We start from the raw sequence: 22,325 nt of genomic DNA, 5'->3' as shown, positions 1-22,325 counted from the left end.
CGCCCGATCGGGTGCGCCCCGGTATGAATCGAAAGGCCAACGCCATGAAATCGACCCTCAAGATCTCGGCGGCCGTCGCGCTGCTCGCCCTGACCCTCGCCGGATGCTCGAGCACCGTGGCCGAGTCGGAGCCGTCGAGCAGGGGATCGGTGCCCGCGACCGGCACCTTCCCGCAGACGGTCGAGACCGCGTTCGGCGACGTCACCGTCGAGAGTGCGCCCCAGCGCATCGTCGCGCTCGGATGGGCGGATGCCGAGACCGCGCTGGCACTCGGATACCAGCCGGTCGGCGCCTCCGACTGGCTCGAGTTCGGCGGAGACGGCGTCGGCCCCTGGGCCGAGGGCCTCTACGACGAGTCTCCCGAGATCATCGCGACGCTCGAGCCGTCATACGAGGCTATCGCCGCTCTCGATCCCGATCTCATCCTCGATGTCCGCGGAAGCGGCGAGCAGGACCGCTACGACCGTCTCTCCGAGATCGCACCCACCATCGGCGTGCCCGAGGGTGGCGAAAGCTACCTGACGACCCAGGAGCAGCAGGTCGAGATGATCTCGACCGCGCTGGGCGTGCCGGAGAAGGGCGAGGAGCTGCTCGCCGAGATCGATGACGCCTACCGTGCCGCCGCCGACGCGCACCCGGAGTGGGCGGGCAAGACGGTCACCGCGGCCACGCGCACCAGCGAGGGCTGGGGCGCCTACATCGAGGGGAGCAACCGCGTGCAGACGCTCGAGCGCTTCGGCTTCGTGCAGAACCCGACGATCGCCGAGATCCCCACCAACTCGGGCGGTTTCTCGGTCTCTATCTCGAGCGAGGAGCTCGACCTGATCGACGCCGACCTCATCGTCGCCTTCCCGATCTACATCGACACCACCGAGATCACCGACGACGCGCAGTGGAAGGGTCTCCCGGCGGTGACCGACGGTCGCTCGATCGTCATCGACGGCGACATCTCGGCCGCGTACTCGCTGGGCTCGCCCCAGGCCGCGCTCTACACGGTCAAGAACCTGACGCCGCTGCTCGAGAAGGCGCTGCCGGCGTCCTGACGCCCTCAGGAACGTGGAGAGGGACCGTCCGAACGGACGGTCCCTCTCGCGTACGTGCCCCCGACAGGAGTCGAACCTGCGACCTACGGTACCGGAAACCGGCGCTCTATCCACTGAGCTACGGAGGCGTACCGAACGACGATATCACTGCTCGGGGGTCGTCTCCGACTCGCCCGCGATCGTGACCGGCGCGCCGCTGAGCTCATCGAGCGCGGCGGCGACGCGTTCGGCGAGGTAGCGGTGCCCGGCCGAAGACGGATGCTTGCGCCCCACTTCGACGTCGATGACCTCGAGGTAGTTCTGCTCGGTGATCCAATCCTCCGCGACGGGGGAGATGTACCACCAGCCGCGGGCGCCGGCGAGATCCGCGAGATCGGCGTCGATGCGTGCGGTACCGGCACCCACGGGGAGCTCATGCGGAGCAGGGCCGAGGATGACGATCGTCGCCTCGGGATACTTCGCCGCCATCGCATCCCAGGCGGCGTTCACGGCATCGCGATACCCGGCCTCGCCCTGCTCTCGGTCGTTGATCGATCCCTGCAGGATCACGAGGTCGGGCGACAGCGCGGGATCGAGCGCTGCGATGCGCTCGCCGAAAGCGGGACCGTCGAGTCCGGGCTTGAGGTAGCCGCTGCCGCGCACTCCCTTCACGATGGTCTCGCCGTCGAGGAGGTCGGCGAGGAGATATGCATAGCCCTCGGTGGGGACGGTGGCCGCCGAGCCGTAGGTCCAGGAATCGCCGAAGACGAGCACGGTCGGGTGCTCCGGCAGCACGAGCGGCGCCGGGGCGATCGCGGCGGCGGGCTCGCCTTCCGCGGCGCCGACGGGGGCGGTGGAGGGGAGCGGTGCCCAGGGGCGCCACACGCCGAGCACACCCGCGACGACGGCGACGGCGAGCACGGCGGCGACACCGGCGAAACGCAGTCGGCGTCGGGCGGGAGCGACAGTCATGGCATGAGGGTAAGTCACAGATCGGTCTGCGCAAATTCGACACCGTCCCGAGCCGTAAACTTGGTGGTCTATGAATCCTGAAACGCTCGCCGAAGCCCTCCTCTCCGTCCTCGCCCCGATCGCGGACGAGCGACGCCCCGGCGAGCCCCTCGGGCTCTCGGCATCCGACATCGTGCTGGAGCGCCCGCGCAACCGCGACCACGGCGACTGGGCCTCGAACATCGCGATGCGCCTCGCCAAGCCCTTCGGCACGAATCCGCGCGAGCTCGCGCAGCAGATCGCCGACGGTCTGGTCTCGGTCGACGGCATCGCCTCCGCCGAGGTCGCGGGCCCCGGTTTCATCAACATCCGTCTCGAGGCCGCTGCCGCGGGCGCGCTGGCGAAGACGATCGTCGACGCGGGCGTCGCCTACGGCACGAACACCTCGCAGCAGGGCGTCAGCGTGAACGTCGAGTTCGTCTCGGCGAACCCGACCGGCCCGCTGCACATCGCCCACACCCGCTGGGCGGCGCTCGGTGATGCGATCGTCCGCCTGCTTCTCGCCAGCGGCGCGCACGCCGTGCGGGAGTACTACATCAACGATGCCGGTGCGCAGATGGACCGCTTCGCGTCGTCGCTGGTGGCCGCGGCGAAGGGCGAGCCGACCCCCGAGGGCGGATACCCGGGGGAGTACATCACGGCGCTCGGCGGCCGCATCCTCGAGGCCCGTCCGGATCTGCTCGATCTTTCCGACGACGAGCAGCTCGCGGTGGCGGGCGAACTCGGCTACGAGTACCAGCTCGCCGAGATCAAGAGCTCGCTCGACCGTTTCAACGTGCCATTCGACGTGTGGTTCTCGGAGCGCACGTTGCATGCCAAGGACGCGTCGGGCACGAGCCTGATCGACCAGGCGGTCGAGCGCCTGCGCGAGCAGGGCCACGTCTTCGACGAGGACGGCGCCGTCTGGGTGCGCACCACCGACTTCGGCGACGACAAGGATCGGGTGATCCGCCGCTCGAACGGCGAGTACACGTACTTCGCCGCGGACGCAGCGTACTACCTCAACAAGGGAGACCGCGGCTTCGAGAACAAGATCTACCTCCTCGGCGCCGACCACCACGGGTACGTGCACCGCCTCAAAGCGGTCGCCGGTGCGGCGGGCGAGGATCCGGAGCGAAACGTCCAGGTGCTCATCGGGCAGATGGTGTCGATCAACGGCGCTCGCCTCAGCAAGCGCGCGGGCAACATCATCGAGATGGATGACCTGCTCGAGTGGCTCGGTGCCGATGCGCTCCGGTACTCGCTCGAGCGCTCACCCGCGGACTCGCCGCTCGATCTCGACCCCGAACTGCTGCAGAAGCGCACGAACGACAACCCCGTCTTCTACGTGCAGTACGCCCACGCCCGCACGCACAATGTGAGCCGCAACGCGAACGATTCGGGTGTCGACCGTTCCGAGTTCGCGCCGGAGACGCTGACACACGAGTCCGAGGCTGCGCTGCTCGGCGCGCTGCAGGAGTTCCCGCGCATCGTGGCGTTCGCCGCCGAGGTCCGCGAGCCGCATCGCGTCGCCCGCTATCTCGAGGAGCTCGCAGGCCTCTATCACCGCTGGTATGACAACTGCCGCGTGATCCCGCAGGGCGACGATCCCATCGAGAGCGTGCACCGCACGCGTCTCTGGCTCAACGACGCCGCCGGCCAGGTCTTCCGCAACGGGCTCGACCTTCTGGGTGTCTCCGCACCGGAGCGCATGTGATCCGCCGTCCGCACGACCGAGGCAGGGCAGGATGACGACGTGAGCGAGGACAACCGCACGCTGCCGTACCCGGAGCCGGATGCCGAGCATCCGACGCTCGTCCTCCCGGGCACCGGGACCGACCACGGCACCACGCGCGCCTCTGGGCGTCGTCGTCGACGCTGGCCGTGGGTGGTGCTCATCGTCGTCATCGTGCTCGCGGGATTCGTAGTCGCGGCGGAGTTCGTCGCCCGAGCGATCCTTCCGGGGATCGTGCGCTCGCTCGTCATCGATCAGCTCGACCTCCCTGCTGATCAGCAGCTCGAGGTCGACGCCGACGGCATCCTCCTGCCGCAACTGATCGGCGGGCGTCTCGACAGCCTGCGCCTGTCGACCGACGCGGTCACCCTCGAGGGCATCACCGGTGCGGTCGACGTGACCGCGACGGGCGTGCCGCTGCGCGGCGGCGATCTCGCGGGCGCGCAGGGCACGATCCGCATCGACGAGGACCAGTTCACCTCGCTGCTGGCCACCACGGATCTGCCGGTGGAGACGGTCGCTCTCGACGAACCGAATGCCACCGTCAGCGGGTCGATCACCGTTCTGGGCCTTGCCGTGCCGATCTCACTCACCCTCACGCCCGGAGCACTCGAGGGGGATCTCGAACTCACGCCGGTGTCGTTGAGCATCGGGGGGATCGAGATCGACGCCTCGCAGGTCGGATCCGATCTGGGGTCCGTCGGTGCGGATCTCACCCGGCCGCAGCGGATCTGCATCGCCGATCAGCTTCCGGCGGGTCTCACGCTCACAGGGCTGGAGATCGACGGATCCGTCGCCGTGATCGACATCGACGTCGACGGAGCCATCGTCACCGACGAGAGCCTGCTCGAGAAGGGCACCTGCCCGGCCGGGTGAGTCAGGCGTCGCGGGCGGCCTCCTGGGCGGCGCGAAGTTCGTCGGTCGCGATCTTCACATCGATCTCGGCCCGCTGCACGCGACGCTGCGGGAAAGTGGTCGCGCCGAAACGAGCGCGCACCCGGTCCCGCCGCTCCTCCTCGCCGGTGATGATGTAGGCGCACGAGATGAGCATGACCTGCGCCGACAGGTTGAGCCAGATCAGGAGGGCGAGCAGCGACGCGAAGGACGCCAGAAGCGGATTGCTCGTCGCGCCGCCGACGAAGAGCGAAGAGAGCTCCTGCAGCACCAGGAGGCCGACGGCGCCGAGGAGGGCGCCGCTCCAGAGCGAGCGCGCCGACGGACGCACCCCGGAGAGCACGAGGAACACGGCGATGAGCAGCGCGGTGTTCAGGGCGAAGACGATCGCGAGCGAGATGATGCGGACGCCCCAGGTCGCCAGGGCGGAGTCGGTGGAGACGCCGAGCAGATCGCTCACCCAGCCGACGCCGATCCGTCCGACGATCGAGAGGAATGCCGCAGCGACGAACGCCGCGCCGATGCCGATCGCGAGCGCGAGGTTGCGCAGCATGACCCAGATGAACAGAACGTCGCTCTGCGCGGTGCCGGAGATCACCCGCACGGCCGTGCGCAGAGAACCCACGGCTCCGAGCGCGGCTCCGATCAGGGCGACGGCCGAGATCGCACCTGCGAGAGAGAACGAGATCGGCTGCCGGAGATCGGCGGGGTCGATCACACCGTCCTCGCCGATCAGGCCGGGCACCACGGACTGGACCGAGTCGATGATCGCGTTCCAGGCCTGAGGATTGCCGGCGAGCCACAGGGCGGCGATCGAGAAGCCCAGGAGCACACCGGCGAAGACGCTGAAGAGGGCGCGATACGTCACGCTGTCCGCGAGCATCGCCCCGCGTCGCTCGCTGTAGAGGAGGAATGCACGAACCGGCTTGCGGATCAGCGCCCAGCGGATGATCGCGGCGACGGCACGAGGGATCGGCCCGGGGCGGGCGGGGGCTTCGGACTTCGACGGGGCTTCCACGATCCCACCCTAGGAGCAGGCGGCGGCCGCCGTCACAGGGGTTGCGGCATGGGCGTCACCATGGCTAGTGCGGCATGCGCCGTGCCCTAGAATCGGGGTCAGTCTCGTCGTGCGCTTCCCGCCCGAGTCCCGCTCCACGATTGGTGTCCCTTGCTTTCCGCTGCCGATTCGCTCGCGCCCGAGTGGCTCGCCGTTCCCGATGACGCGAATGACCTCGCGGTCGGTGTCTGGCCCGAGCGCGCCGCCCGAGATGCCGACGGTGTCCTGACCCTCGCCGGGGTGGATGCCGTGACCCTCGCCCGCACTTACGGCACGCCGCTCCTGGTGCTCGACGAGGACGAGGTGCGTGCACGCGCACGGGAGTTCCGCCGGGCCTTCGATCAGGCGGCGTCGGAGCACGGCACGGTCGCTCAGGTGTACTACGCCGGCAAGGCGTTCCTGAGTGCCACCGTCGCGCGCTGGGTGGTCGACGAGGGACTCCGCGTCGACGTGTGCACCGGGGGAGAGCTCGAGGTCGCGCTCGCCGCCGGAGTGGCCCCGGCCTCCATCGGGTTCCACGGCAACAACAAGTCGACACGGGAGCTCGAACGAGCGGTCGAGGTCGGTGTAGGCAGCATCATCGTCGACAGCGCGATCGAGATCGAGCGACTCGCAGCGATCACCGCGCGCGTGGACGCGGTGCAGCGTGTGCTCGTACGCGTGATCAGCGGCGTGCACGCCGAGACCCACGACTTCCTCGCCACCGCGCACGAGGACCAGAAGTTCGGATTCCCCCTCGAGGATGCCGAGTCCGCCGTCGCTCGCATCCGCGAGATCCCCGGGCTCGATTTCGTGGGTCTGCACTGCCATATCGGGTCGCAGATCTTCGGTGTCGCGGGGTTCCGCGAGTCCGCCTCGCGCGTGCTCGAACTGCACGCGGCGCTGCTCGACGGTGGCGCAGTCCCGCAGATGAACCTGGGCGGCGGCTTCGGCATCGCCTACGTACGCACCGACGACCCCACTCCGATCGATGTCCTCGCCGGTGAGATCGTGTCGGCCGTCGCCGAGGGCTGCGCCGCTCGGGGTATCGCCGTGCCCGCGCTCTCGTTCGAGCCCGGCCGCGCGATCGTCGGCACGGCGGGCGTCACGCTGTACGAGGTCGGCACCACCAAGGACGTGACCATTGACTCGGGTGCCGTCCGGCGCTACGTCAGTGTCGACGGCGGCATGAGCGACAACGCGCGCCCGGCGCTCTACGGGGCGCAGTACTCGGCGCGCATCGCGTCGCGCGCGGGCCTCGGTACCCCGCAGCTGAGTCGCGTGGTGGGCAAGCACTGCGAGTCCGGCGACATCGTGGTCGATCAGGAGTACCTCCCCGCCGATCTGGTGCCCGGCGACCTCCTCGCCGTGCCGACGACGGGCGCGTACTGCGTCTCGCTGTCGAGCAATTACAACCATGTTCCGCGTCCGCCGGTCGTCGCCGTGCGCGACGGTCGCTCGAGGGTCATCGTCCGCGGTGAGACCATCGACGATCTCCTCTCCCGTGACGCGGGCATCGACGGGGCGAAAGCCCCCGAGGGAGAGAAATGACCCACCTCCGAAGGAGCAACAATGGCTGAGTACCGACGACTTCGAGTGGCGCTTCTCGGCGCCGGAGCGGTCGGATCCCAGGTCGCCGATCTCCTGCTGCGCCACGGCGACGAGCTCGCCGACCGCGCAGGCGCGTCGCTGGAGCTCGCCGGCATCGCCGTGCGCGACGTCGATGCGCCGCGCGACGTCGATCTTCCGCGCGAGCTCTTCACCACGGATGCCGAGTCGCTGATCCTCGGATCCGATATCGTGATCGAGCTCATGGGCGGCATCGAGCCCGCTCGCACGAGCATCCTGCAGGCGATCGGCTCGGGCGCCGACGTGGTCACGGCCAACAAGGCGCTCCTCGCCACGCACGGCCCGGAGCTCTTCGAAGCGGCCGACCGCGTCGGGGCCTCGGTGCACTACGAGGCCGCTGCGGCCGGTGCCATCCCGATCATCCGCCCGCTGCGCGACTCGCTCGCCGGCGACCGCATCGTGCGCATCATGGGCATCGTGAACGGCACGACGAACTACATCCTCGACCGCATGGACACCGAGGGTGCCGACTTCGCCGATGTCCTCGCCGATGCGCAACGGCTCGGGTACGCGGAGGCCGACCCCACGGCCGACGTCGAAGGCTACGACGCGGCGCAGAAGGCCGCCATCCTCGCGAGCCTGGCGTTCCACACGGCCGTCCCGCTCGACGCGGTGTACCGCGAGGGCATCACGACCGTCACCGCGTCGATGATCGAGGAGGCTCGTGCGGCGGGCTTCGTGATCAAGCTCCTCGCCGTGTGCGAACGCCTCGACGTCGACGGAACCGAATCGATCTCGGTGCGCGTGTACCCGGCGCTGGTGCCGCACTCGCATCCGCTGGCCACGGTCCACGGCGCCAACAACGCGGTGTTCGTCGAGGCGGAGGCCGCCGGCTCCCTGATGTTCTACGGTGCCGGTGCCGGCGGAGTGCAGACCGCGTCGGCCGTGCTCGGTGACGTAGTCTCCGCCGCTCGCCGTCACATCGCCGGCGGCGTGGGCGTGGGCGAGTCGACGCGCGCGAACCTGCCGGTCGTGCCCATCGGGCATGTCACGACCCGTTACCAGGTCACCCTCGAGGTCGCGGATGCCCCGGGCGTGCTCGCCACGGTCGCCGGCATCCTGAGCGACGGGGGCGTCTCGGTCGCCACGATCGTCCAGACGGTCGAGGGCGACGAGGAGCCCACCGCGCGACTCATCATCGGCACGCACCGGGCAGCCGAGCAGTCGCTCAGCGCGGCGGTCGCGGCACTCGCCGACAGCTCGGTCGTCGAGCGCGTCGTCTCGGTGCTGCGCGTGGAAGGCGAGTGACGGTGGCGGAAGGGCGCACGATCGAGGTCCGTGTTCCCGCCACGAGCGCGAACCTCGGTCCGGGCTTCGACACACTCGGCCTCGCACTCAGCGTCTACGACTCGTTGGTCGTCACCGAACTGCCGGCGGGTGAGCTCGACATCGAGGTGTCGGGTTCTGGCGCTGAGGAGATCCCGCGCGACGCGTCGAACCTGATCGTCCGCACCGTCGAGCACGTCTACGCCGACGCCGGGCGCGAGATGCCGGGTCTGCGCATCGTCGCCGAGAACGGCGTGCCCCACGGCCGCGGCCTCGGCTCCTCCGGTGCGGCCGTCGTCGCCGGGGTCCTGATCGCGAAGGGACTCCTCGCCGGGGACGTCGAGATCGGCGACTCGGATCTGCTGCGCCTCGCGACCGAGCTCGAGGGGCATCCCGACAACGTCGCTCCAGCTCTCTTCGGGGGTCTGACGATCGCCTGGATGAGCGAGCGCGGCGCCCAGCACAAGAAGCTCCTCGTGCACCGGGGCGTGTCTCCTCTCGTGCTCGTACCGGCGTACACGATGTCGACCTCGCAGGCGCGCTCTCTCCAGCCGCCACAGGTCTCCACCGCGGATGCCGTGTTCAACGTGTCGCGTTCGGCGCTGCTGATCGCGGCGTTGACGCAGAGCCCCGAACTCCTCCTCGACGCGACCGCCGACCGGCTCCATCAGGACTACCGCGCCGAGGCGATGCCCGAGACGCAGCGACTCGTGCAGACCCTGCGTGCGGCCGGTTTCGCCGCCGTGGTCTCCGGTGCCGGACCCAGCGTGCTGGTGCTCGCCGACGGGCCGGGAAGTCGTCAGGACGCGGTCGAACTCGCCGGGCGAGTGACCGACACTCCGTGGGAATCCCTCCTGCTCGCCGTCGATGTGCGTGGTGGTACAGTGGGGGATCGAGCGGAGGGCTCCACGTAACGTCTTCGTGAATCTGGCCCCATTGCAACTCTTGCAAGACCCGCACGTCCAACCTCATGGCACAAGTGCCTAGGCCGGCTGGCGCCGAGCGTCAGCCCGTGCGAACGCGCGCAGCACCCGTTGCGCGCGTGGACCGCTCACTACCCCCCGAGAAATAGAGGGAGTACTCGTGGAGAACTTCTCCGAGACCCAGAACGACCAGGCCGCCCCGGTCGTCGATGCTCCGGCGGCAGCCGGCACCGACGCATCCGCTGAGGCGGCACCCGCCCGCAAGCGCGCACCGCGACGTGCGACGACGGCGACCGCCGCGGCGAAGGCCGAGAAGGCGGCAGAGGCCGCGCCGGCCGCCGATGCGGCGCCGGCCACGTCCGACGCTGCGGGTGACACCGCCGAGGCGGCTCCGAAGGCCAAGGCGCCTCGCCGCAGCCGCGCCAAGAAGTCGGATGCCGAGGCCCCCGCTGCGGAGTCCGCGGGCGAGACGCCCGCTGCGGAGAAGGCGGCCGACAAGGCGGCTCCCGCCCAGGCCTCCGACGACAAGTCGACGGACAAGCCCGCCGACGCCGCCGCTGCGGATGCTTCCGCCGAGGCGGCCCCCAAGGCCGCGGGCCGCGGTCGCCGCTCACCGAAGAAGACGGCGGAGCCCGACGCTTCGGCCGCGGACGCTCCTGCCGCCGAGTCCGCTCCCGCCGACAACGCTCCCGCCACGGACAACGCCGGTGATGGCGGCGACAGCGGCGACGAGCAGAGCGGTCGCGGTCGCAACCGCAACCGCAGCCGCAACCGCGGACGCGGCCAGAACGGCGCCGCTGCGGCGCAGGAGCAGCAGGCGCAGCCCAGCGGCGACGACGAGCAGGGTGGAAACGGTCGCAACCGTCAGCGCAACAAGCGCCGCGGCAACGCGCAGACCGACGAGTTCGATACCGAGATCGGTGAGGACGACGTCCTGATCCCGGTCGCCGGCATCCTCGACGTGCTCGACAACTACGCCTTCGTCCGCACGACCGGTTACCTCGCCGGTCCCAGCGACGTCTACGTCTCGCTCGGGCAGGTCAAGAAGTACAACCTGCGCAAGGGCGATGCCGTCGTCGGTTCGATCAAGCAGCCCCGCGAGGGCGAGCAGCAGGGGCGCCAGAAGTACAACGCCCTGGTCAAGGTCGACTCGATCAACGGTCTGTCGATCGACGATGCGGCGACGCGTGTCGAGTTCGGCAAGCTCACGCCGCTCTACCCGCAGGAGCGCCTGCGCCTCGAGACCGCGCCCGAGAAGCTCACGCAGCGCATCATCGACCTCGTCGCGCCGATCGGCAAGGGGCAGCGCGGCCTGATCGTCGCGCCGCCGAAGGCCGGGAAGACGATCGTCCTGCAGCAGATCGCCAACGCGATCGCGCAGAACAACCCCGAGGTCCACCTCATGGTGGTGCTCGTCGACGAGCGCCCCGAAGAGGTCACCGACATGGAGCGCACGGTCAAGGGCGAGGTCATCGCCTCGACCTTCGACCGCCCGGCCGAGGACCACACCACGGTCGCCGAGCTCGCCATCGAGCGCGCGAAGCGCCTCGTCGAACTCGGTCGCGACGTCGTCGTGCTGCTCGACTCGATCACCCGTCTCGGTCGCGCGTACAACCTGGCGGCTCCGGCCTCCGGTCGCGTGCTCACCGGTGGCGTCGACGCGTCGGCGCTCTACCCGCCCAAGCGCTTCTTCGGCGCCGCGCGCAACATCGAGAACGGCGGATCGCTCACGATCCTCGCCACGGCTCTCGTCGAGACCGGCTCGAAGATGGACGAGGTCATCTTCGAGGAGTTCAAGGGCACCGGTAACAGCGAGCTGCGTCTGTCGCGTTCGCTCGCCGACAAGCGCATCTTCCCGGCCGTCGACGTGAACGCGTCGAGCACGCGTCGTGAGGAGATGCTGCTCTCCTCCGACGAGGTCAAGATCACCTGGAAGCTCCGTCGTGCCCTCGCCGGCCTCGACACCCAGCAGGCCCTCGAGGTCGTCCTCGGCAAGCTCAAGGAGACGCAGTCGAACGTCGAGTTCCTCGTGCAGATGCAGAAGTCGATCCCGACCCTGCCTGCTGGCTCGCACGACAACAACATCCGCTGAGCGGAGAATCCGTGTTCGAGTCCGTCCAGGCTCTCATCGACGAGCACCGCCGGGTCCAGGAGGAACTCTCCGACCCGGCGGTGCACGCCGACGCCGCGCGCGCCAAGCGTGTGAACCGTCGCTATGCCGAGCTGTCGCGAATCGTCGCCGCCCACGAGGCGTGGGTGGCGGCATGCGACGACCTGGATGCCGCGCGCGAACTCGCCCGCGAGGACGAGGCCTTCGCTGCGGAGGTCCCCGGGCTCGAGGCCGGCCTCCAGGCCGCGCAGGAGAAGCTGCGGCGACTCCTCATCCCGCGAGACCCGGACGATGCCCGTGACGTCATCATGGAGATCAAGGCGGGGGAGGGCGGGGCCGAGAGCGCGCTCTTCGCGGCCGATCTGCTGCGCATGTACGTGCAGTACGCGGCGTCGATGGGCTGGAAGACCGAGCTGCTCGAGCGCAATGAGTCCGACCTCGGCGGTTACAAGGACGTCCAGGTCGCGATCAAGGGCTCCTCGACCGACCCGGCGCAGGGGGTCTGGGCGCACCTCAAGTACGAAGGCGGCGTGCATCGCGTGCAGCGCGTACCGGCGACCGAGTCGCAGGGGCGCATCCACACCTCGACCACCGGTGTGCTCGTGTTTCCCGAGGTCGACGAGCCCGACGAGATCGAGATCAATCAGAACGACCTCAAGATCGACGTCTTCCGCTCCTCGGGGCCGGGCGGTCAGTCCGTCAACACGACCGACTCCGCGGTGCGCATCACGCACGTCCCGACGGGCATCGTCGTCTCCATGCAGAACGAGAAGTCGCAGCTGCAGAACCGCGAGGCGGGCATGCGCGTGCTCCGCGCGCGGCTGCTGGCGAAGCAGCAGGAAGAGCTCGACGCGGCGGCATCCGATGCCCGACGGTCGCAGATCCGCGGCATGGACCGTTCCGAGCGCATCCGCACCTACAACTTCCCCGAGAACCGCATCGCGGACCACCGGACGGGGTTCAAGGCCTACAACCTCGATCAGGTGATGGACGGCGCGCTGGGGCCGATCATCGAATCGGCGATCACGACCGACGAAGAGGCGCGGCTCGCCGCCGTCGGCACCGAGTCCTGACCACGCGGTCACCCCGAGCGCTAGGCTCAGCGCGTGATCACACTCCTCTTCCGTGCCCTCATCTACATCGCCTCGGCGGGACTCGGGCTGATCGTCGCCGATCTTCTGCTGGACGGGTTCCGGATCGAGTGGTCGAAGTGGTGGGGCTTCGTGCTCTGCATCCTGATCTTCGCGCTGCTGCAGAGCATCCTGTCGCCGTGGATCAGCAGGATCGCCGACCGCTATGCGCCGGTGCTGCTCGGCGGCATCGGAATTTTCTCGACCCTGGTGGCGCTGATCATCGTCGTGCTGCTGCCGATCGGCGGTCTGCGCATCGTCGACGTCTCCGGCTGGCTGCTCGGCGCGGTGATCGTCTGGCTCATCACGGCGCTCGGCACGGTGCTCCTGCCGTTGATCTTCCTGAAGCGCAGAGTCGGCGATGCGCGCGAGAAGCGTGATCGTCGCGCACGCTGAGCGGGGTCAGATCGAGTAGTCCGGCACGGTGAGCAGGGCGCGGGTGTCTTCACCGCCGACACGCTGACGCGGTTTCGCCGGGACGCCGACGAGGACGCTCTCGGCGGGGGCGTCCCGGGTGACGACCGCGTTCGCTCCGACGAAGGAATGCGCCCCGATGGTCACGGGGCCGAGGATCTTCGCACCGGCTCCGACGGCGACACCGTCGCCGAGGGTGGGATGCCGCTTGCCGCTGGAGCGCGAGCGCCCGCCGAGCGTGACCCCGTGGTAGAGCATCACATCATCGCCGATCTCCGAGGTCTCGCCGATGACGACACCCATGCCATGGTCGATGAAGAAGCGGCGGCCGATCCGCGCTCCCGGGTGGATCTCGATGCCCGTGAACCAGCGGGCGAGCTGCGAATTGGCCCGCGCGAGAAAACGCAGTCGCCGTCGCCACAGGGCATGCGAGACCCGGTGCGCCCAGACGGCATGGAGACCGGGGTACAGCAGTGCGACCTCCACGGCGCTCCGGGCCGCGGGGTCGCGCAGCCGGGCTGCGGTGATGTCCTCGCGCATTCGACCGATCATGCGGTGATCGTCAGTCCTCGCGCAGGTCTTCGAAGAGCGCGGTCGACAGGTAGCGCTCTCCGGTGTCGGGCAGGATCACGACGATCTTCTTGCCGGCGTTCTCGGGGCGAGCCGCCACCTGCAGAGCCGCCCACGTGGCTGCGCCGCACGACATCCCGACGAGCAGGCCCTCGCGAGCCGCGAGTTCGCGGGCGACGCGGATGGCATCGTCGAACTCGACCGGGATGATCTCGTCGATCACGTCGCGGTCGAGGATCGCGGGTACGAAGTTGGGGCCGATGCCCTGGATCTTGTGAGGGCCGGGGTGCCCCTCGCTCAGGACGGGGGAGTCCTTCGGCTCGACGGCGATGACCTGCACGTCAGGCTTCGCCGCCTTGAGGGCCTGCCCCGTACCGGTCACGGTGCCGCCGGTACCGACGCCCGCGACGAAGATGTCGACGTCGCCGTCGGTGTCGCGGAGGATCTCCTGCGCCGTGGTCTCACGGTGGATCTGGGGGTTCGCGGCGTTCTCGAACTGCCGCACCCAGACTGCTCCGGGCGTGTCGGCAACGATCTGCTTCGTGATCTCGATCGCGCCGCTCATGCCCTTCGTGGGGTCGGTGAGCACGATCTCGGCTCCGAAGGCCTTGAGCAGCACGCGGCGCTCCTTCGACATCGACGCCGGCATGGTGAGAATCACCTTGTACCCGCGCGCGGCTCCCACCATCGCCAGGGCGATACCGGTGTTGCCGCTGGTCGACTCCACGATCGTGCCGCCCGGCTGCAGTTCACCGGATGCTTCGGCGGCATTGATCATCGCGATGCCGATGCGGTCCTTGACGCTGGACGCGGGGTTGTAGAACTCGAGCTTCGCGAGCACGGTTGCGCCGAGGCCCTCGGTCACGCGGTTCAGGCGGACCAGCGGTGTGTTGCCGAACGCGGTCGTGATGTCGGAGTGGATGCCGGGCATGGAGGAGCCTTCCTGTGCGGGTCGCTTCGCTCTCAGCCTATGGGAGGGGTGCGGGGGAGAGGGCAATGTGACGGCTCCGGGGCGCTCTACGCTGGAGATCATGCTCGACACCTCTTTCGCCGCATCCGTCCGTGCGGCCGCTCAGCGTCTCGCCGACGCCGGTGTGACCGACCCGCTCGTCGACGCCGAGCTGCTGGTCGGCCACGTGCGGGGCCTTCGTCGCGGCGAGGTGCAGGCGGCCGTCGTGCGCGGCGATGTGCTGAGCGCGGAGGACGCCGAGCGGCTGGACGCTCTCGTGACGCGTCGGGAGTCGCGGGAACCCCTGCAGCACATCACCGGCACCGCTCCGTTCCGGCATCTCGAGCTCGCTGTCGGCCCCGGGGTGTTCGTGCCCCGGCCCGAGACGGAGATGGTGGTGCAGCACGCGATCGACGCGCTCCTGCACGCGCCCGACCCGCAGCCGATCGGCATCGACCTCGGAACGGGGAGCGGCGCGATCGCGCTGGCGATGGCGACCGAGGTGCCGCACGCGAGGATCTATGCCGCGGAGCTCTCACCCGAGGCGCACGCGTGGGCCAGCCGCAACACGGCCGACGCCGAGAACCTCACACTCGTGCTCGCCGACATGGCGGATGCCTTTCCCGAACTGGCCGGTACAGCCAGCGTCGTCATCTCGAACCCGCCGTACGTGCCGGACGCCGCCATCCCGCGCGACCCCGAGGTGCGCCTCTTCGATCCGGCGATGGCGTTGTACGGCGGCGAGGACGGTCTCGATCTCGTGCGCGCGCTCAGTACCAACGCTCTGCGGCTGCTCCGCCCGGGCGGGTTGCTGGTGATCGAGCACGGCGAACTCCAGGGGGCCGAGATCCGCGGCATCCTCGAACGCGATGGCTGGCGGGCCGCGGCGACGCACCGAGACCTCACCCTGCGCGACCGCGCCACGACGGCCATCCGTCCCTGATCCGCTCTCCCGACGGCCTCCCGTAGAATCGGAACGACATGTCCTCCATCTTCGACTGCGGCGACGAGGCGCAGCTGCTCGCCGGTATGCGTCATGCGCGCCAGGCGATCGGCCGCGGCGAACTCATCGTCATGCCCACCGATACCGTCTACGGCGTGGCCGCCGACGCCTTCTCGCCCACTGCCGTGCAGCGGCTGCTCGATGCGAAGGGACGGGGCCGCGATCAGCCGCCGCCCGTCCTGATCGGCACCCAGGAGACGCTGACGGCGCTCGCGGAGTCGGTCCCCGAGCCGGTCCAACGCCTCGTCGACGCGTTCTGGCCCGGCGGGCTGACCATCGTCCTCCCGGCGCAGCCCTCGCTCGTCTGGGATCTCGGCGAGACGCGCGGAACGGTCGCCGTGCGGATGCCCGAGGGGCGCGTGGCGCTGGAACTGCTGGCCGAGACCGGTCCGCTCGCGGTCTCGAGCGCGAACCTCACGGGCCAGGCCGCGGCGATCTCGGCCTTCGACGCCGAGAAGATGCTCGGCGACAGCGTCGCCGTCTACCTCGCAGACGGCATGAGCCGCGACGGTGTGGCTTCGACGATCGTCGATGCCACCTCGCTCGTGCGTCCGCCGGCGGATTCGGATGCCGGACGCGTGCGCATCCTGCGTGACGGGGCGATCACTCGCGAGCAGCTGGAGGAGGTGCTCGGCGATCTGCTCGAGCCCGCCCCGGAGCCGGGCTCCGCGGCGCCCGCGCATCGACAGGACGGGGATTCGTGAAGCAGTACCTCTTCACGATCATCCTGACCGCCGCGATCACCTTCGTACTGACCTGGGCGGTCCTGCGGGTGAGCCTGCGGTTCAAGCTGTACCCCGAGATCCGAGACCGCGACGTGCACACGCGTCCCACTCCTCGGCTCGGCGGGGTCGCGATCTTCCTCGGCATCGCTGCCGCGATGGGGATCTCGGCGGCGAACCCCTTCTTCCAGAGCATCTGGATGCCCCCGCAGACGATGTGGTCCATCCTCGGAGCCGCACTGCTGATCGCCGTGATCGGTGTCGTCGACGACCTGTGGGACCTCGACTGGATGATCAAGCTCGGTGCGCAGTTCCTCGCGGCCGGGATCCTCACGATCGGGGGAGGGCTGCAGATCCTCTCCCTCCCGTTCGGCGACCTCATCGTCTTCTCGAGCTGGCTGAGCATCACGATCACGATGTTCGCGATCGTCGTGGTCATGAACGCCGTCAACTTCATCGACGGTCTCGACGGCCTCGTCGCCGGGGTCTGCCTCATCGCCAACGGCGTCTTCTTCGCGTACTCCTACATCTTCACGCGCGACTCCGGAGCCTCGAGCTACTTCAATCTCTCGACCTTCATCGCCGCCGTCCTCATCGGCGCCTGCATCGGGTTCCTTCCCTGGAACTGGAGCCCTGCGAAGCTCTTCATGGGCGACTCGGGCGCACTCGTGCTCGGTCTGCTGATGGCCGTCTCCGCGATCTCCCTCACCGGGCAGATGGATCCCTCCGCGCTCGACCCCGAGCGGCTCGGGCGGTCCCAGCTGCTCGGTGCGTTCATCCCGATCCTTCTGCCGTTGATGGTGGTGCTGCTGCCGTTGCTCGATTTCGGCCTCGCGGTGCTGCGCCGCATGCACGCCGGCAAGTCGCCGTTCTCCCCGGATCGCAAGCACCTGCATCACCGCATGCTCGACCTCGGTCACCGCGACCGCGACGCCGTCCTCATCTTCTACGCGTGGACGGCGGTGATCTCGCTCGCGGTCCTCCTCATGTACGTCGGCGCCCGCGAGGACTGGCCCGGCCAATACCTCCCCGGTGTGGGCTTCGGCGTGGTCGGCATCGCGGCCTGCCTGGTTCTCACACTGAAGCCCTCCCGGCGGCCGATCCCCGTCACCCCCGACTCCGACCCGACACCCGTGGAGCCATCATGAGTCCGAATCCCGTTTCCAGCACGCCGATCCTGCGGCGCACTCTCATCTGGTCGGCTGTCGCCACCGCGATCCTCGCGATCGCCGCGGCGGTCGTGGGCTACCTCGTCGGGCAGCAGAACGGACTGATCAGCGGCCTGCTCGGTGTGCTCATCGCTGCGGTGTTCCTCGGGATCACCGGAGCGAGCATCCTGATCGCGAACCGATGGTTCGGCGAACCGCTGTACGTGCAGTTCTTTTTCGCGATCGTGCTCGGCGGGTGGCTTCTCAAGCTGATCGTGTTCTTCCTCGGCGTCATCGTGCTCAAGGATCAGCCCTGGCTCGACCCCGTGATCTTCTTCGTCGCGATCGTGGCCGGCGTGCTCATGTCGCTCATCGTCGACGCCGTCGTCCTCATGACGATGCGGCTTCCGAACGTCAGCGATGCTTCGCTGCCCGCGGTCGCCCCCGAGGACGTCGCTCCGGGGGGTTCGTCCCCCGATGAGGGCCCGCAGAGGTCTTAGGGTCGCCTTTACTCTGATAGTGTTGAAACGTGCCCGCCGCTCGCCCGCGAGCGCTTGCGCTGTGAAGCACACCGACCATCGTCGCCCCGGTTCTGACCGGTGCCCCGAAGCTGGAGCCCGCGCTGTTTAATCTTGCTGCGACCCTGACGCCACGACTTGCCACCGATGACGAGTTCCACGCTCCGTCGATCGCGGAGTTCTTCCCCGATGCGGTGTTCCAGATCGGCGATCTGGTCATCCACCGCATCCACCTGATCCAGTTCCTGGCCACCATCGCGGTCGTGCTGATCCTCTGGCTCGGCACGCGCAACATGCGCGTCGTCCCCGGACGCTTTCAGAGCCTCGTCGAGATGGGCCTCGACTTCGTTCGGGTGAACGTCGCCGAAGATCTGCTCGGACGCAAGGACGGTCGTCGGTTCCTGCCGATCCTCGCGACCATCTTCTTCATGGTCCTGTTCATGAACATCACGGGAATCATCCCGTTCCTGAACATCGCGGGTACGAGCATCATCGCCGTTCCGCTGCTGCTGGCCGTCGTCAGCTACGTGACCTTCATCTACGCCGGCATCAAGAAGAGCCCCAAGGGCTTCTTCAAGAACTCCCTGTTCCCGTCGGGTGTTCCCCCGTTCCTCTACATCATCGTGACGCCGCTCGAGTTCCTCTCGACCTTCATCATCCGGCCCGTCACGCTGACCCTCCGACTGCTGATGAACATGATCGTCGGGCACCTGATGCTCGTCCTGTTCTTCTCCGCAACGCAGTTCTTCGTCATCACTCTCGGAGGGTGGTGGACAGCACTCGGCGCGGGCACGCTCGCCTTCGGGTTCGCCTTCACCCTGTTCGAGATCCTGGTGGCGTTCCTGCAGGCCTACGTCTTCACCATCCTCACCGCGGTCTACATCCAGCTCGCGGTCGCAGAAGAGCACTGAGCGGGTCGGCACCAACCGCCTTCCCACCCAACGAAAGGAAAAACCCGTGGACGCAACTACGGTTCTCGCTGAAATCTCCGGCAACATCGGCACCGTCGGCTACGGCCTCGCGGCGATCGGACCGGCCATCGGCGTGGGTATCGTCGTCGGCAAGACGATCGAGGGCGTCGCCCGTCAGCCCGAGCTGGCCGGTCGCCTGCAGGTCCTCATGTGGATCGGTATCGCCTTCACCGAGGCGCTCGCCTTCATCGGCATCGCGACCTACTTCATCTTCCAGTCCTGACAGACACCCTCTGCGATAAGGAGACAGGATGCTGAACGCTCTTGTCACGTACGCGGCGGAGGAGGCGGACCACAATCCGCTCATCCCCGCCTGGTACGACATCATCTGGTCGGCGGTCTGCTTCGTCGTGATCCTGGTCGTCGTCTGGAAGGTGGCGCTGCCCAAGCTCTACACCCTCCTCGACGCTCGCTCCAACGCGATCGAGGGCAACATCGCCAAGGCCGACGAGGCCCAGAAGCAGGCCGAGGCGGCTCTCGAGGAGTACACCCGTCAGCTCGCCGAGGCACGCACCGAAGCCGGTGAGATCCGTGAGGCCGCCCGTGAGGACGGCAAGAAGATCGTCGCCGAGGCCAAGGATGCGGCTTCCTCCGAAGCAGCCCGCATCACGGCGACCGCGCACACGCAGATCGAGGCCGAGCGTCAGACCGCTCTCGTCTCGCTGCGCAACGAGGTCGGCACGCTGGCCATCGACCTCGCCGGTGGCGTCGTCGGTGAGACGCTCTCCGACGATGCCCGCGCGACGGCGGTCGTCGATCGCTTCCTCGCCGACCTCGAAGCATCCGAGAAGGCGGCTCAGTAATGGGCAGCGCGACCACTCAGGCACTCGCGGCATCCATCCAGACGCTTGCCGCAGCGAAGGACGTCACCCTCGACACCGCGCGGGAGCTCTTCGCCGCCGCGCACGCCGTGGGAGATTCGTCTCAGCTGAGCGGCGCGCTGGCTGACCCGGCGGCCCCCGCAGCGGCACGGCAGAACGTCGTGACCGCGGTGTTCGGCGGGCTGTCGGCCGACACGCAGGCCGTGCTCAAGACGGTCGTCTCGGAACGCTGGTCGAACGCCGTCGAGCTCATCGATGGCATCGACGAGCTCGCGATTCGCGCTTCGGCGATCGCCGACGCCGGTGCCGACATCGAGGGGGAGCTGTTCGGCTTCTCCCGCGTCGTCGCGGCGAACCCCGAGCTCGAGCTCGCCCTGGGAAGCCGTCTCGGTGGGCAGGACGCGAAGTCGGCTCTCGTCGAGCGTCTTCTCGCGGGAGCGACCAGCGCCCCCGCGGCCCTGATCGTCTCCTCCCTCGTGCGTCAGCCGCGCGGGCGGCGGATCCGTCAGCTCCTCAACCGCGCCATGCGGATCGTCTCCGACCAGCGCGACCGCGTCGTCGCGACGGTCTACAGCGCGAGCGAGCTGAACGACGCGCAGCGCGCCCGCCTCGGCGAAGCGCTCTCGCGACGCTACGACGGTCAGGTGGCGCTCAACGTCGTCATCGACCCGACGATCATCGGTGGTCTGCGCGTGCAGATCGCTGACGACGTGATCGACGGCAGCATCTCCGCACGACTCGCCGACCTTCGCCAGAAGCTCGCGGGCTAACACGACTTCGCGCGGGGAACCGCGCACCCAGATACAAAGGGAAGACAATGGCAGAACTATCGATCAGCCCCGACGTCATCCGTGACGCGCTGAAGGACTTCGCCGCCGCTTACGAGCCCACCGGGGCCGCGGCGACTGAGGTCGGCACGGTCATCGACGCCGCTGATGGCATCGCGCACGTCGAAGGACTGCCCGGTGTCATGGCGAACGAGCTCGTGATCTTCGCCGACGGCACCAAGGGCCTCGCCCAGAGCCTCGACGAGCATGAGATCGGTGTGGTCGTCCTCGGCGACTTCGCCGGCATCGAGGCCGGTCAGGAGGTCACCCGCACGGGTGAGGTCCTCTCCGTGCCCGTCGGCGACGGCTACCTCGGCCGCGTGGTCGACCCGCTCGGCAACCCGATCGACGGCCTCGGCGCGATCGCCACCGAGAGCGTTCGCGAACTCGAGCTTCAGGCTCCGGGCGTCATGCAGCGCAAGTCGGTGCACGAGCCGATGCAGACCGGAATCAAGGCGATCGACGCGATGATCCCCGTCGGACGCGGCCAGCGTCAGCTGATCATCGGCGACCGCCAGACCGGTAAGACGGCCATCGCGATCGACACGATCATCAACCAGAAGGCGAACTGGGAGTCGGGCGACGTCAACAAGCAGGTCCGCTGCATCTACGTCGCGATCGGCCAGAAGGGCTCGACCATCGCTTCGGTGAAGGGCGCGCTCGAAGAGGCCGGCGCTCTGGAGTACACCACGATCGTGGCCGCTCCGGCATCCGACCCCGCGGGCTTCAAGTACCTCGCCCCCTACACCGGCTCGGCCATCGGTCAGCACTGGATGTACGGCGGCAAGCATGTGCTCATCATCTTCGACGACCTGTCGAAGCAGGCCGAGGCCTACCGCGCCGTTTCCCTTCTGCTGCGCCGCCCGCCGGGCCGCGAGGCCTACCCGGGTGACGTCTTCTACCTGCACTCGCGTCTGCTCGAGCGTTGCGCGAAGCTGTCCGACGAGCTCGGCGCCGGTTCGATGACGGGTCTCCCGATCATCGAGACCAAGGCGAACGACGTCTCGGCGTACATCCCGACCAACGTCATCTCGATCACCGACGGCCAGATCTTCCTCCAGTCCGACCTCTTCAACGCCAACCAGCGTCCGGCGGTCGACGTGGGTATCTCGGTCTCGCGAGTCGGAGGTGACGCTCAGGTCAAGTCGATCAAGAAGGTCTCCGGAACGCTGAAGCTCGAGCTTGCGCAGTACCGCTCGCTCGAGGCGTTCGCGATGTTCGCCTCCGACCTCGATGCCGCCTCGCGTCGTCAGCTGTCGCGCGGTGCACGTCTGACCGAGCTGCTCAAGCAGCCGCAGTACTCGCCGTACCCGGTCGAGGAGCAGGTCGTCTCGATCTGGGCCGGAACCAACGGCAAGCTCGACACGATCGAGGTCGAGGACGTTCTGCGCTTCGAGCGCGAACTGCTCGACTACCTGCGTCGCAACACTTCGGTGCTCGACACCCTGCGTGAGACCAACGTCCTCAGCGACGACACGGTCGCGGAGCTCGAGAAGCACACGGATGCCTTCGTCCTGGAGTTCCAGGGTGGCAAGGGACACGCCATCGGCGCCCCGGGTCACGAGGAGCACGCCGCTGCGGAGGCAGACGACGTCAACCAGGAGAAGATCGTCAAGGGTCGTCGCGCGTAATCGCGTGAGGTACTGA

The 22,325-nt window shown here is 68.6% G+C and carries 22 protein-coding genes and 1 tRNA gene; 18 read left to right on the top strand and 5 right to left on the bottom strand.

Features of this window, described 5'->3' with window-relative positions; translation table 11 throughout:
• Positions 1-44: 44 nt before the first annotated feature.
• The gene (locus ACIPVN_RS03965; RefSeq protein ID WP_400439743.1) at positions 45-1,043 is read left to right on the top strand and encodes an iron-siderophore ABC transporter substrate-binding protein; all 999 of its coding nucleotides are present in this window, start codon (positions 45-47) and stop codon (positions 1,041-1,043) included.
• Between the two features lie 55 nt (positions 1,044-1,098).
• Here ACIPVN_RS03965 and ACIPVN_RS03960 read toward each other — a convergent pair.
• Both ACIPVN_RS03960 and ACIPVN_RS03955 read right to left on the bottom strand, forming a co-directional pair.
• A tRNA-Arg gene (locus ACIPVN_RS03960) sits at positions 1,099-1,171 on the bottom strand.
• A 16-nt stretch (positions 1,172-1,187) separates the two neighbouring features.
• The gene (locus ACIPVN_RS03955; RefSeq protein WP_400439740.1) at positions 1,188-1,994 is read right to left on the bottom strand and encodes an SGNH/GDSL hydrolase family protein; all 807 of its coding nucleotides are present in this window, start codon (positions 1,992-1,994) and stop codon (positions 1,188-1,190) included.
• A gap of 70 nt (positions 1,995-2,064) precedes the next feature.
• Between ACIPVN_RS03955 and argS the strand changes: the two genes are divergently transcribed.
• The gene (gene argS, locus ACIPVN_RS03950) at positions 2,065-3,729 is read left to right on the top strand and encodes an arginine--tRNA ligase (RefSeq protein ID WP_400439737.1); all 1,665 of its coding nucleotides are present in this window, start codon (positions 2,065-2,067) and stop codon (positions 3,727-3,729) included.
• A 39-nt stretch (positions 3,730-3,768) separates the two neighbouring features.
• Positions 3,769-4,623, top strand: coding sequence for a DUF2993 domain-containing protein (locus tag ACIPVN_RS03945; protein WP_400439735.1), 855 nt, complete (start codon positions 3,769-3,771; stop codon positions 4,621-4,623).
• 1 nt (position 4,624) lies between these two features.
• On the opposite strand, the gene ACIPVN_RS03940 is transcribed toward ACIPVN_RS03945, so the two are convergent.
• Complete coding sequence (locus ACIPVN_RS03940) at positions 4,625-5,659, bottom strand: YihY/virulence factor BrkB family protein (protein ID WP_400439733.1); 1,035 nt, start codon at positions 5,657-5,659, stop codon at positions 4,625-4,627.
• 150 nt (positions 5,660-5,809) lie between these two features.
• Here ACIPVN_RS03940 and lysA point away from each other — a divergent pair, with 150 nt between their 5' ends.
• The 6 genes from lysA to ACIPVN_RS03910 all read left to right on the top strand — a co-directional run bounded on the left by lysA (position 5,810) and on the right by ACIPVN_RS03910 (position 13,131).
• The gene (lysA, locus tag ACIPVN_RS03935; RefSeq protein WP_400439730.1) at positions 5,810-7,228 is read left to right on the top strand and encodes a diaminopimelate decarboxylase; all 1,419 of its coding nucleotides are present in this window, start codon (positions 5,810-5,812) and stop codon (positions 7,226-7,228) included.
• A gap of 21 nt (positions 7,229-7,249) precedes the next feature.
• The gene (locus ACIPVN_RS03930; RefSeq protein WP_400439727.1) at positions 7,250-8,554 is read left to right on the top strand and encodes a homoserine dehydrogenase; all 1,305 of its coding nucleotides are present in this window, start codon (positions 7,250-7,252) and stop codon (positions 8,552-8,554) included.
• Positions 8,551-9,486, top strand: a complete 936-nt coding sequence (thrB, locus tag ACIPVN_RS03925) for a homoserine kinase (RefSeq protein WP_400439725.1) — start codon at positions 8,551-8,553, stop codon at positions 9,484-9,486. Before ACIPVN_RS03930 ends, thrB begins: the two co-directional genes overlap by 4 nt.
• A 169-nt stretch (positions 9,487-9,655) precedes the next feature.
• Positions 9,656-11,587 (top strand): transcription termination factor Rho, encoded by a 1,932-nt coding sequence (gene rho, locus ACIPVN_RS03920; RefSeq protein ID WP_400439722.1) that lies wholly within the window; start codon positions 9,656-9,658, stop codon positions 11,585-11,587.
• A gap of 11 nt (positions 11,588-11,598) precedes the next feature.
• Positions 11,599-12,678 carry a peptide chain release factor 1 gene (gene prfA, locus ACIPVN_RS03915; RefSeq protein ID WP_400439719.1) on the top strand — a complete coding sequence of 360 codons (1,080 nt, stop codon included), beginning with the start codon at positions 11,599-11,601 and terminating at the stop codon, positions 12,676-12,678.
• 33 nt (positions 12,679-12,711) lie between these two features.
• Positions 12,712-13,131, top strand: coding sequence for a hypothetical protein (locus tag ACIPVN_RS03910; protein ID WP_400439716.1), 420 nt, complete (start codon positions 12,712-12,714; stop codon positions 13,129-13,131).
• A gap of 6 nt (positions 13,132-13,137) precedes the next feature.
• Here the strand turns inward: ACIPVN_RS03910 and epsC are convergent, their stop codons facing one another.
• Positions 13,138-13,701 carry a serine O-acetyltransferase EpsC gene (epsC, locus tag ACIPVN_RS03905; protein WP_400439713.1) on the bottom strand — a complete coding sequence of 188 codons (564 nt, stop codon included), beginning with the start codon at positions 13,699-13,701 and terminating at the stop codon, positions 13,138-13,140.
• Between the two features lie 10 nt (positions 13,702-13,711).
• Positions 13,712-14,650, bottom strand: a complete 939-nt coding sequence (gene cysK / locus ACIPVN_RS03900) for a cysteine synthase A (protein ID WP_400439710.1) — start codon at positions 14,648-14,650, stop codon at positions 13,712-13,714.
• A gap of 100 nt (positions 14,651-14,750) precedes the next feature.
• Here cysK and prmC point away from each other — a divergent pair, with 100 nt between their 5' ends.
• The 9 genes from prmC (at position 14,751) to atpA (ending at position 22,309) form a co-directional block, all read left to right on the top strand.
• The gene (gene prmC / locus ACIPVN_RS03895) at positions 14,751-15,611 is read left to right on the top strand and encodes a peptide chain release factor N(5)-glutamine methyltransferase (RefSeq protein WP_400439708.1); all 861 of its coding nucleotides are present in this window, start codon (positions 14,751-14,753) and stop codon (positions 15,609-15,611) included.
• Between the two features lie 38 nt (positions 15,612-15,649).
• Positions 15,650-16,375 (top strand): L-threonylcarbamoyladenylate synthase, encoded by a 726-nt coding sequence (locus tag ACIPVN_RS03890; RefSeq protein ID WP_400439705.1) that lies wholly within the window; start codon positions 15,650-15,652, stop codon positions 16,373-16,375.
• Positions 16,372-17,541, top strand: coding sequence for a glycosyltransferase family 4 protein (locus ACIPVN_RS03885; protein WP_400439703.1), 1,170 nt, complete (start codon positions 16,372-16,374; stop codon positions 17,539-17,541). Before ACIPVN_RS03890 ends, ACIPVN_RS03885 begins: the two co-directional genes overlap by 4 nt.
• Positions 17,538-18,041, top strand: a complete 504-nt coding sequence (locus ACIPVN_RS03880; protein WP_400439700.1) for a hypothetical protein — start codon at positions 17,538-17,540, stop codon at positions 18,039-18,041. Before ACIPVN_RS03885 ends, ACIPVN_RS03880 begins: the two co-directional genes overlap by 4 nt.
• Before the next feature lie 122 nt (positions 18,042-18,163).
• On the top strand, positions 18,164-18,970 hold the full coding sequence (gene atpB, locus ACIPVN_RS03875) for a F0F1 ATP synthase subunit A (protein WP_372491578.1): 807 nt from the start codon (positions 18,164-18,166) through the stop codon (positions 18,968-18,970).
• A gap of 46 nt (positions 18,971-19,016) precedes the next feature.
• Positions 19,017-19,253 carry an ATP synthase F0 subunit C gene (gene atpE, locus ACIPVN_RS03870; RefSeq protein WP_045258877.1) on the top strand — a complete coding sequence of 79 codons (237 nt, stop codon included), beginning with the start codon at positions 19,017-19,019 and terminating at the stop codon, positions 19,251-19,253.
• A gap of 28 nt (positions 19,254-19,281) precedes the next feature.
• Entirely contained in the window at positions 19,282-19,833 is a 552-nt protein-coding gene (locus ACIPVN_RS03865) for a F0F1 ATP synthase subunit B (protein ID WP_400439696.1), read from the top strand.
• On the top strand, positions 19,833-20,621 hold the full coding sequence (locus ACIPVN_RS03860) for a F0F1 ATP synthase subunit delta (protein WP_400439693.1): 789 nt from the start codon (positions 19,833-19,835) through the stop codon (positions 20,619-20,621). The genes ACIPVN_RS03865 and ACIPVN_RS03860 overlap by 1 nt, the downstream gene beginning before the upstream one ends.
• 47 nt (positions 20,622-20,668) lie before the next feature.
• The gene (atpA, locus tag ACIPVN_RS03855; protein ID WP_400439691.1) at positions 20,669-22,309 is read left to right on the top strand and encodes a F0F1 ATP synthase subunit alpha; all 1,641 of its coding nucleotides are present in this window, start codon (positions 20,669-20,671) and stop codon (positions 22,307-22,309) included.
• Positions 22,310-22,325: the final 16 nt, after the last annotated feature.

The organism is Microbacterium sp. NPDC090003 (genome assembly GCF_044748385.1).
Lineage (GTDB): Bacteria > Actinomycetota > Actinomycetes > Actinomycetales > Microbacteriaceae > Microbacterium.
This window is presented reverse-complemented; position numbering and strand designations above follow the sequence as displayed.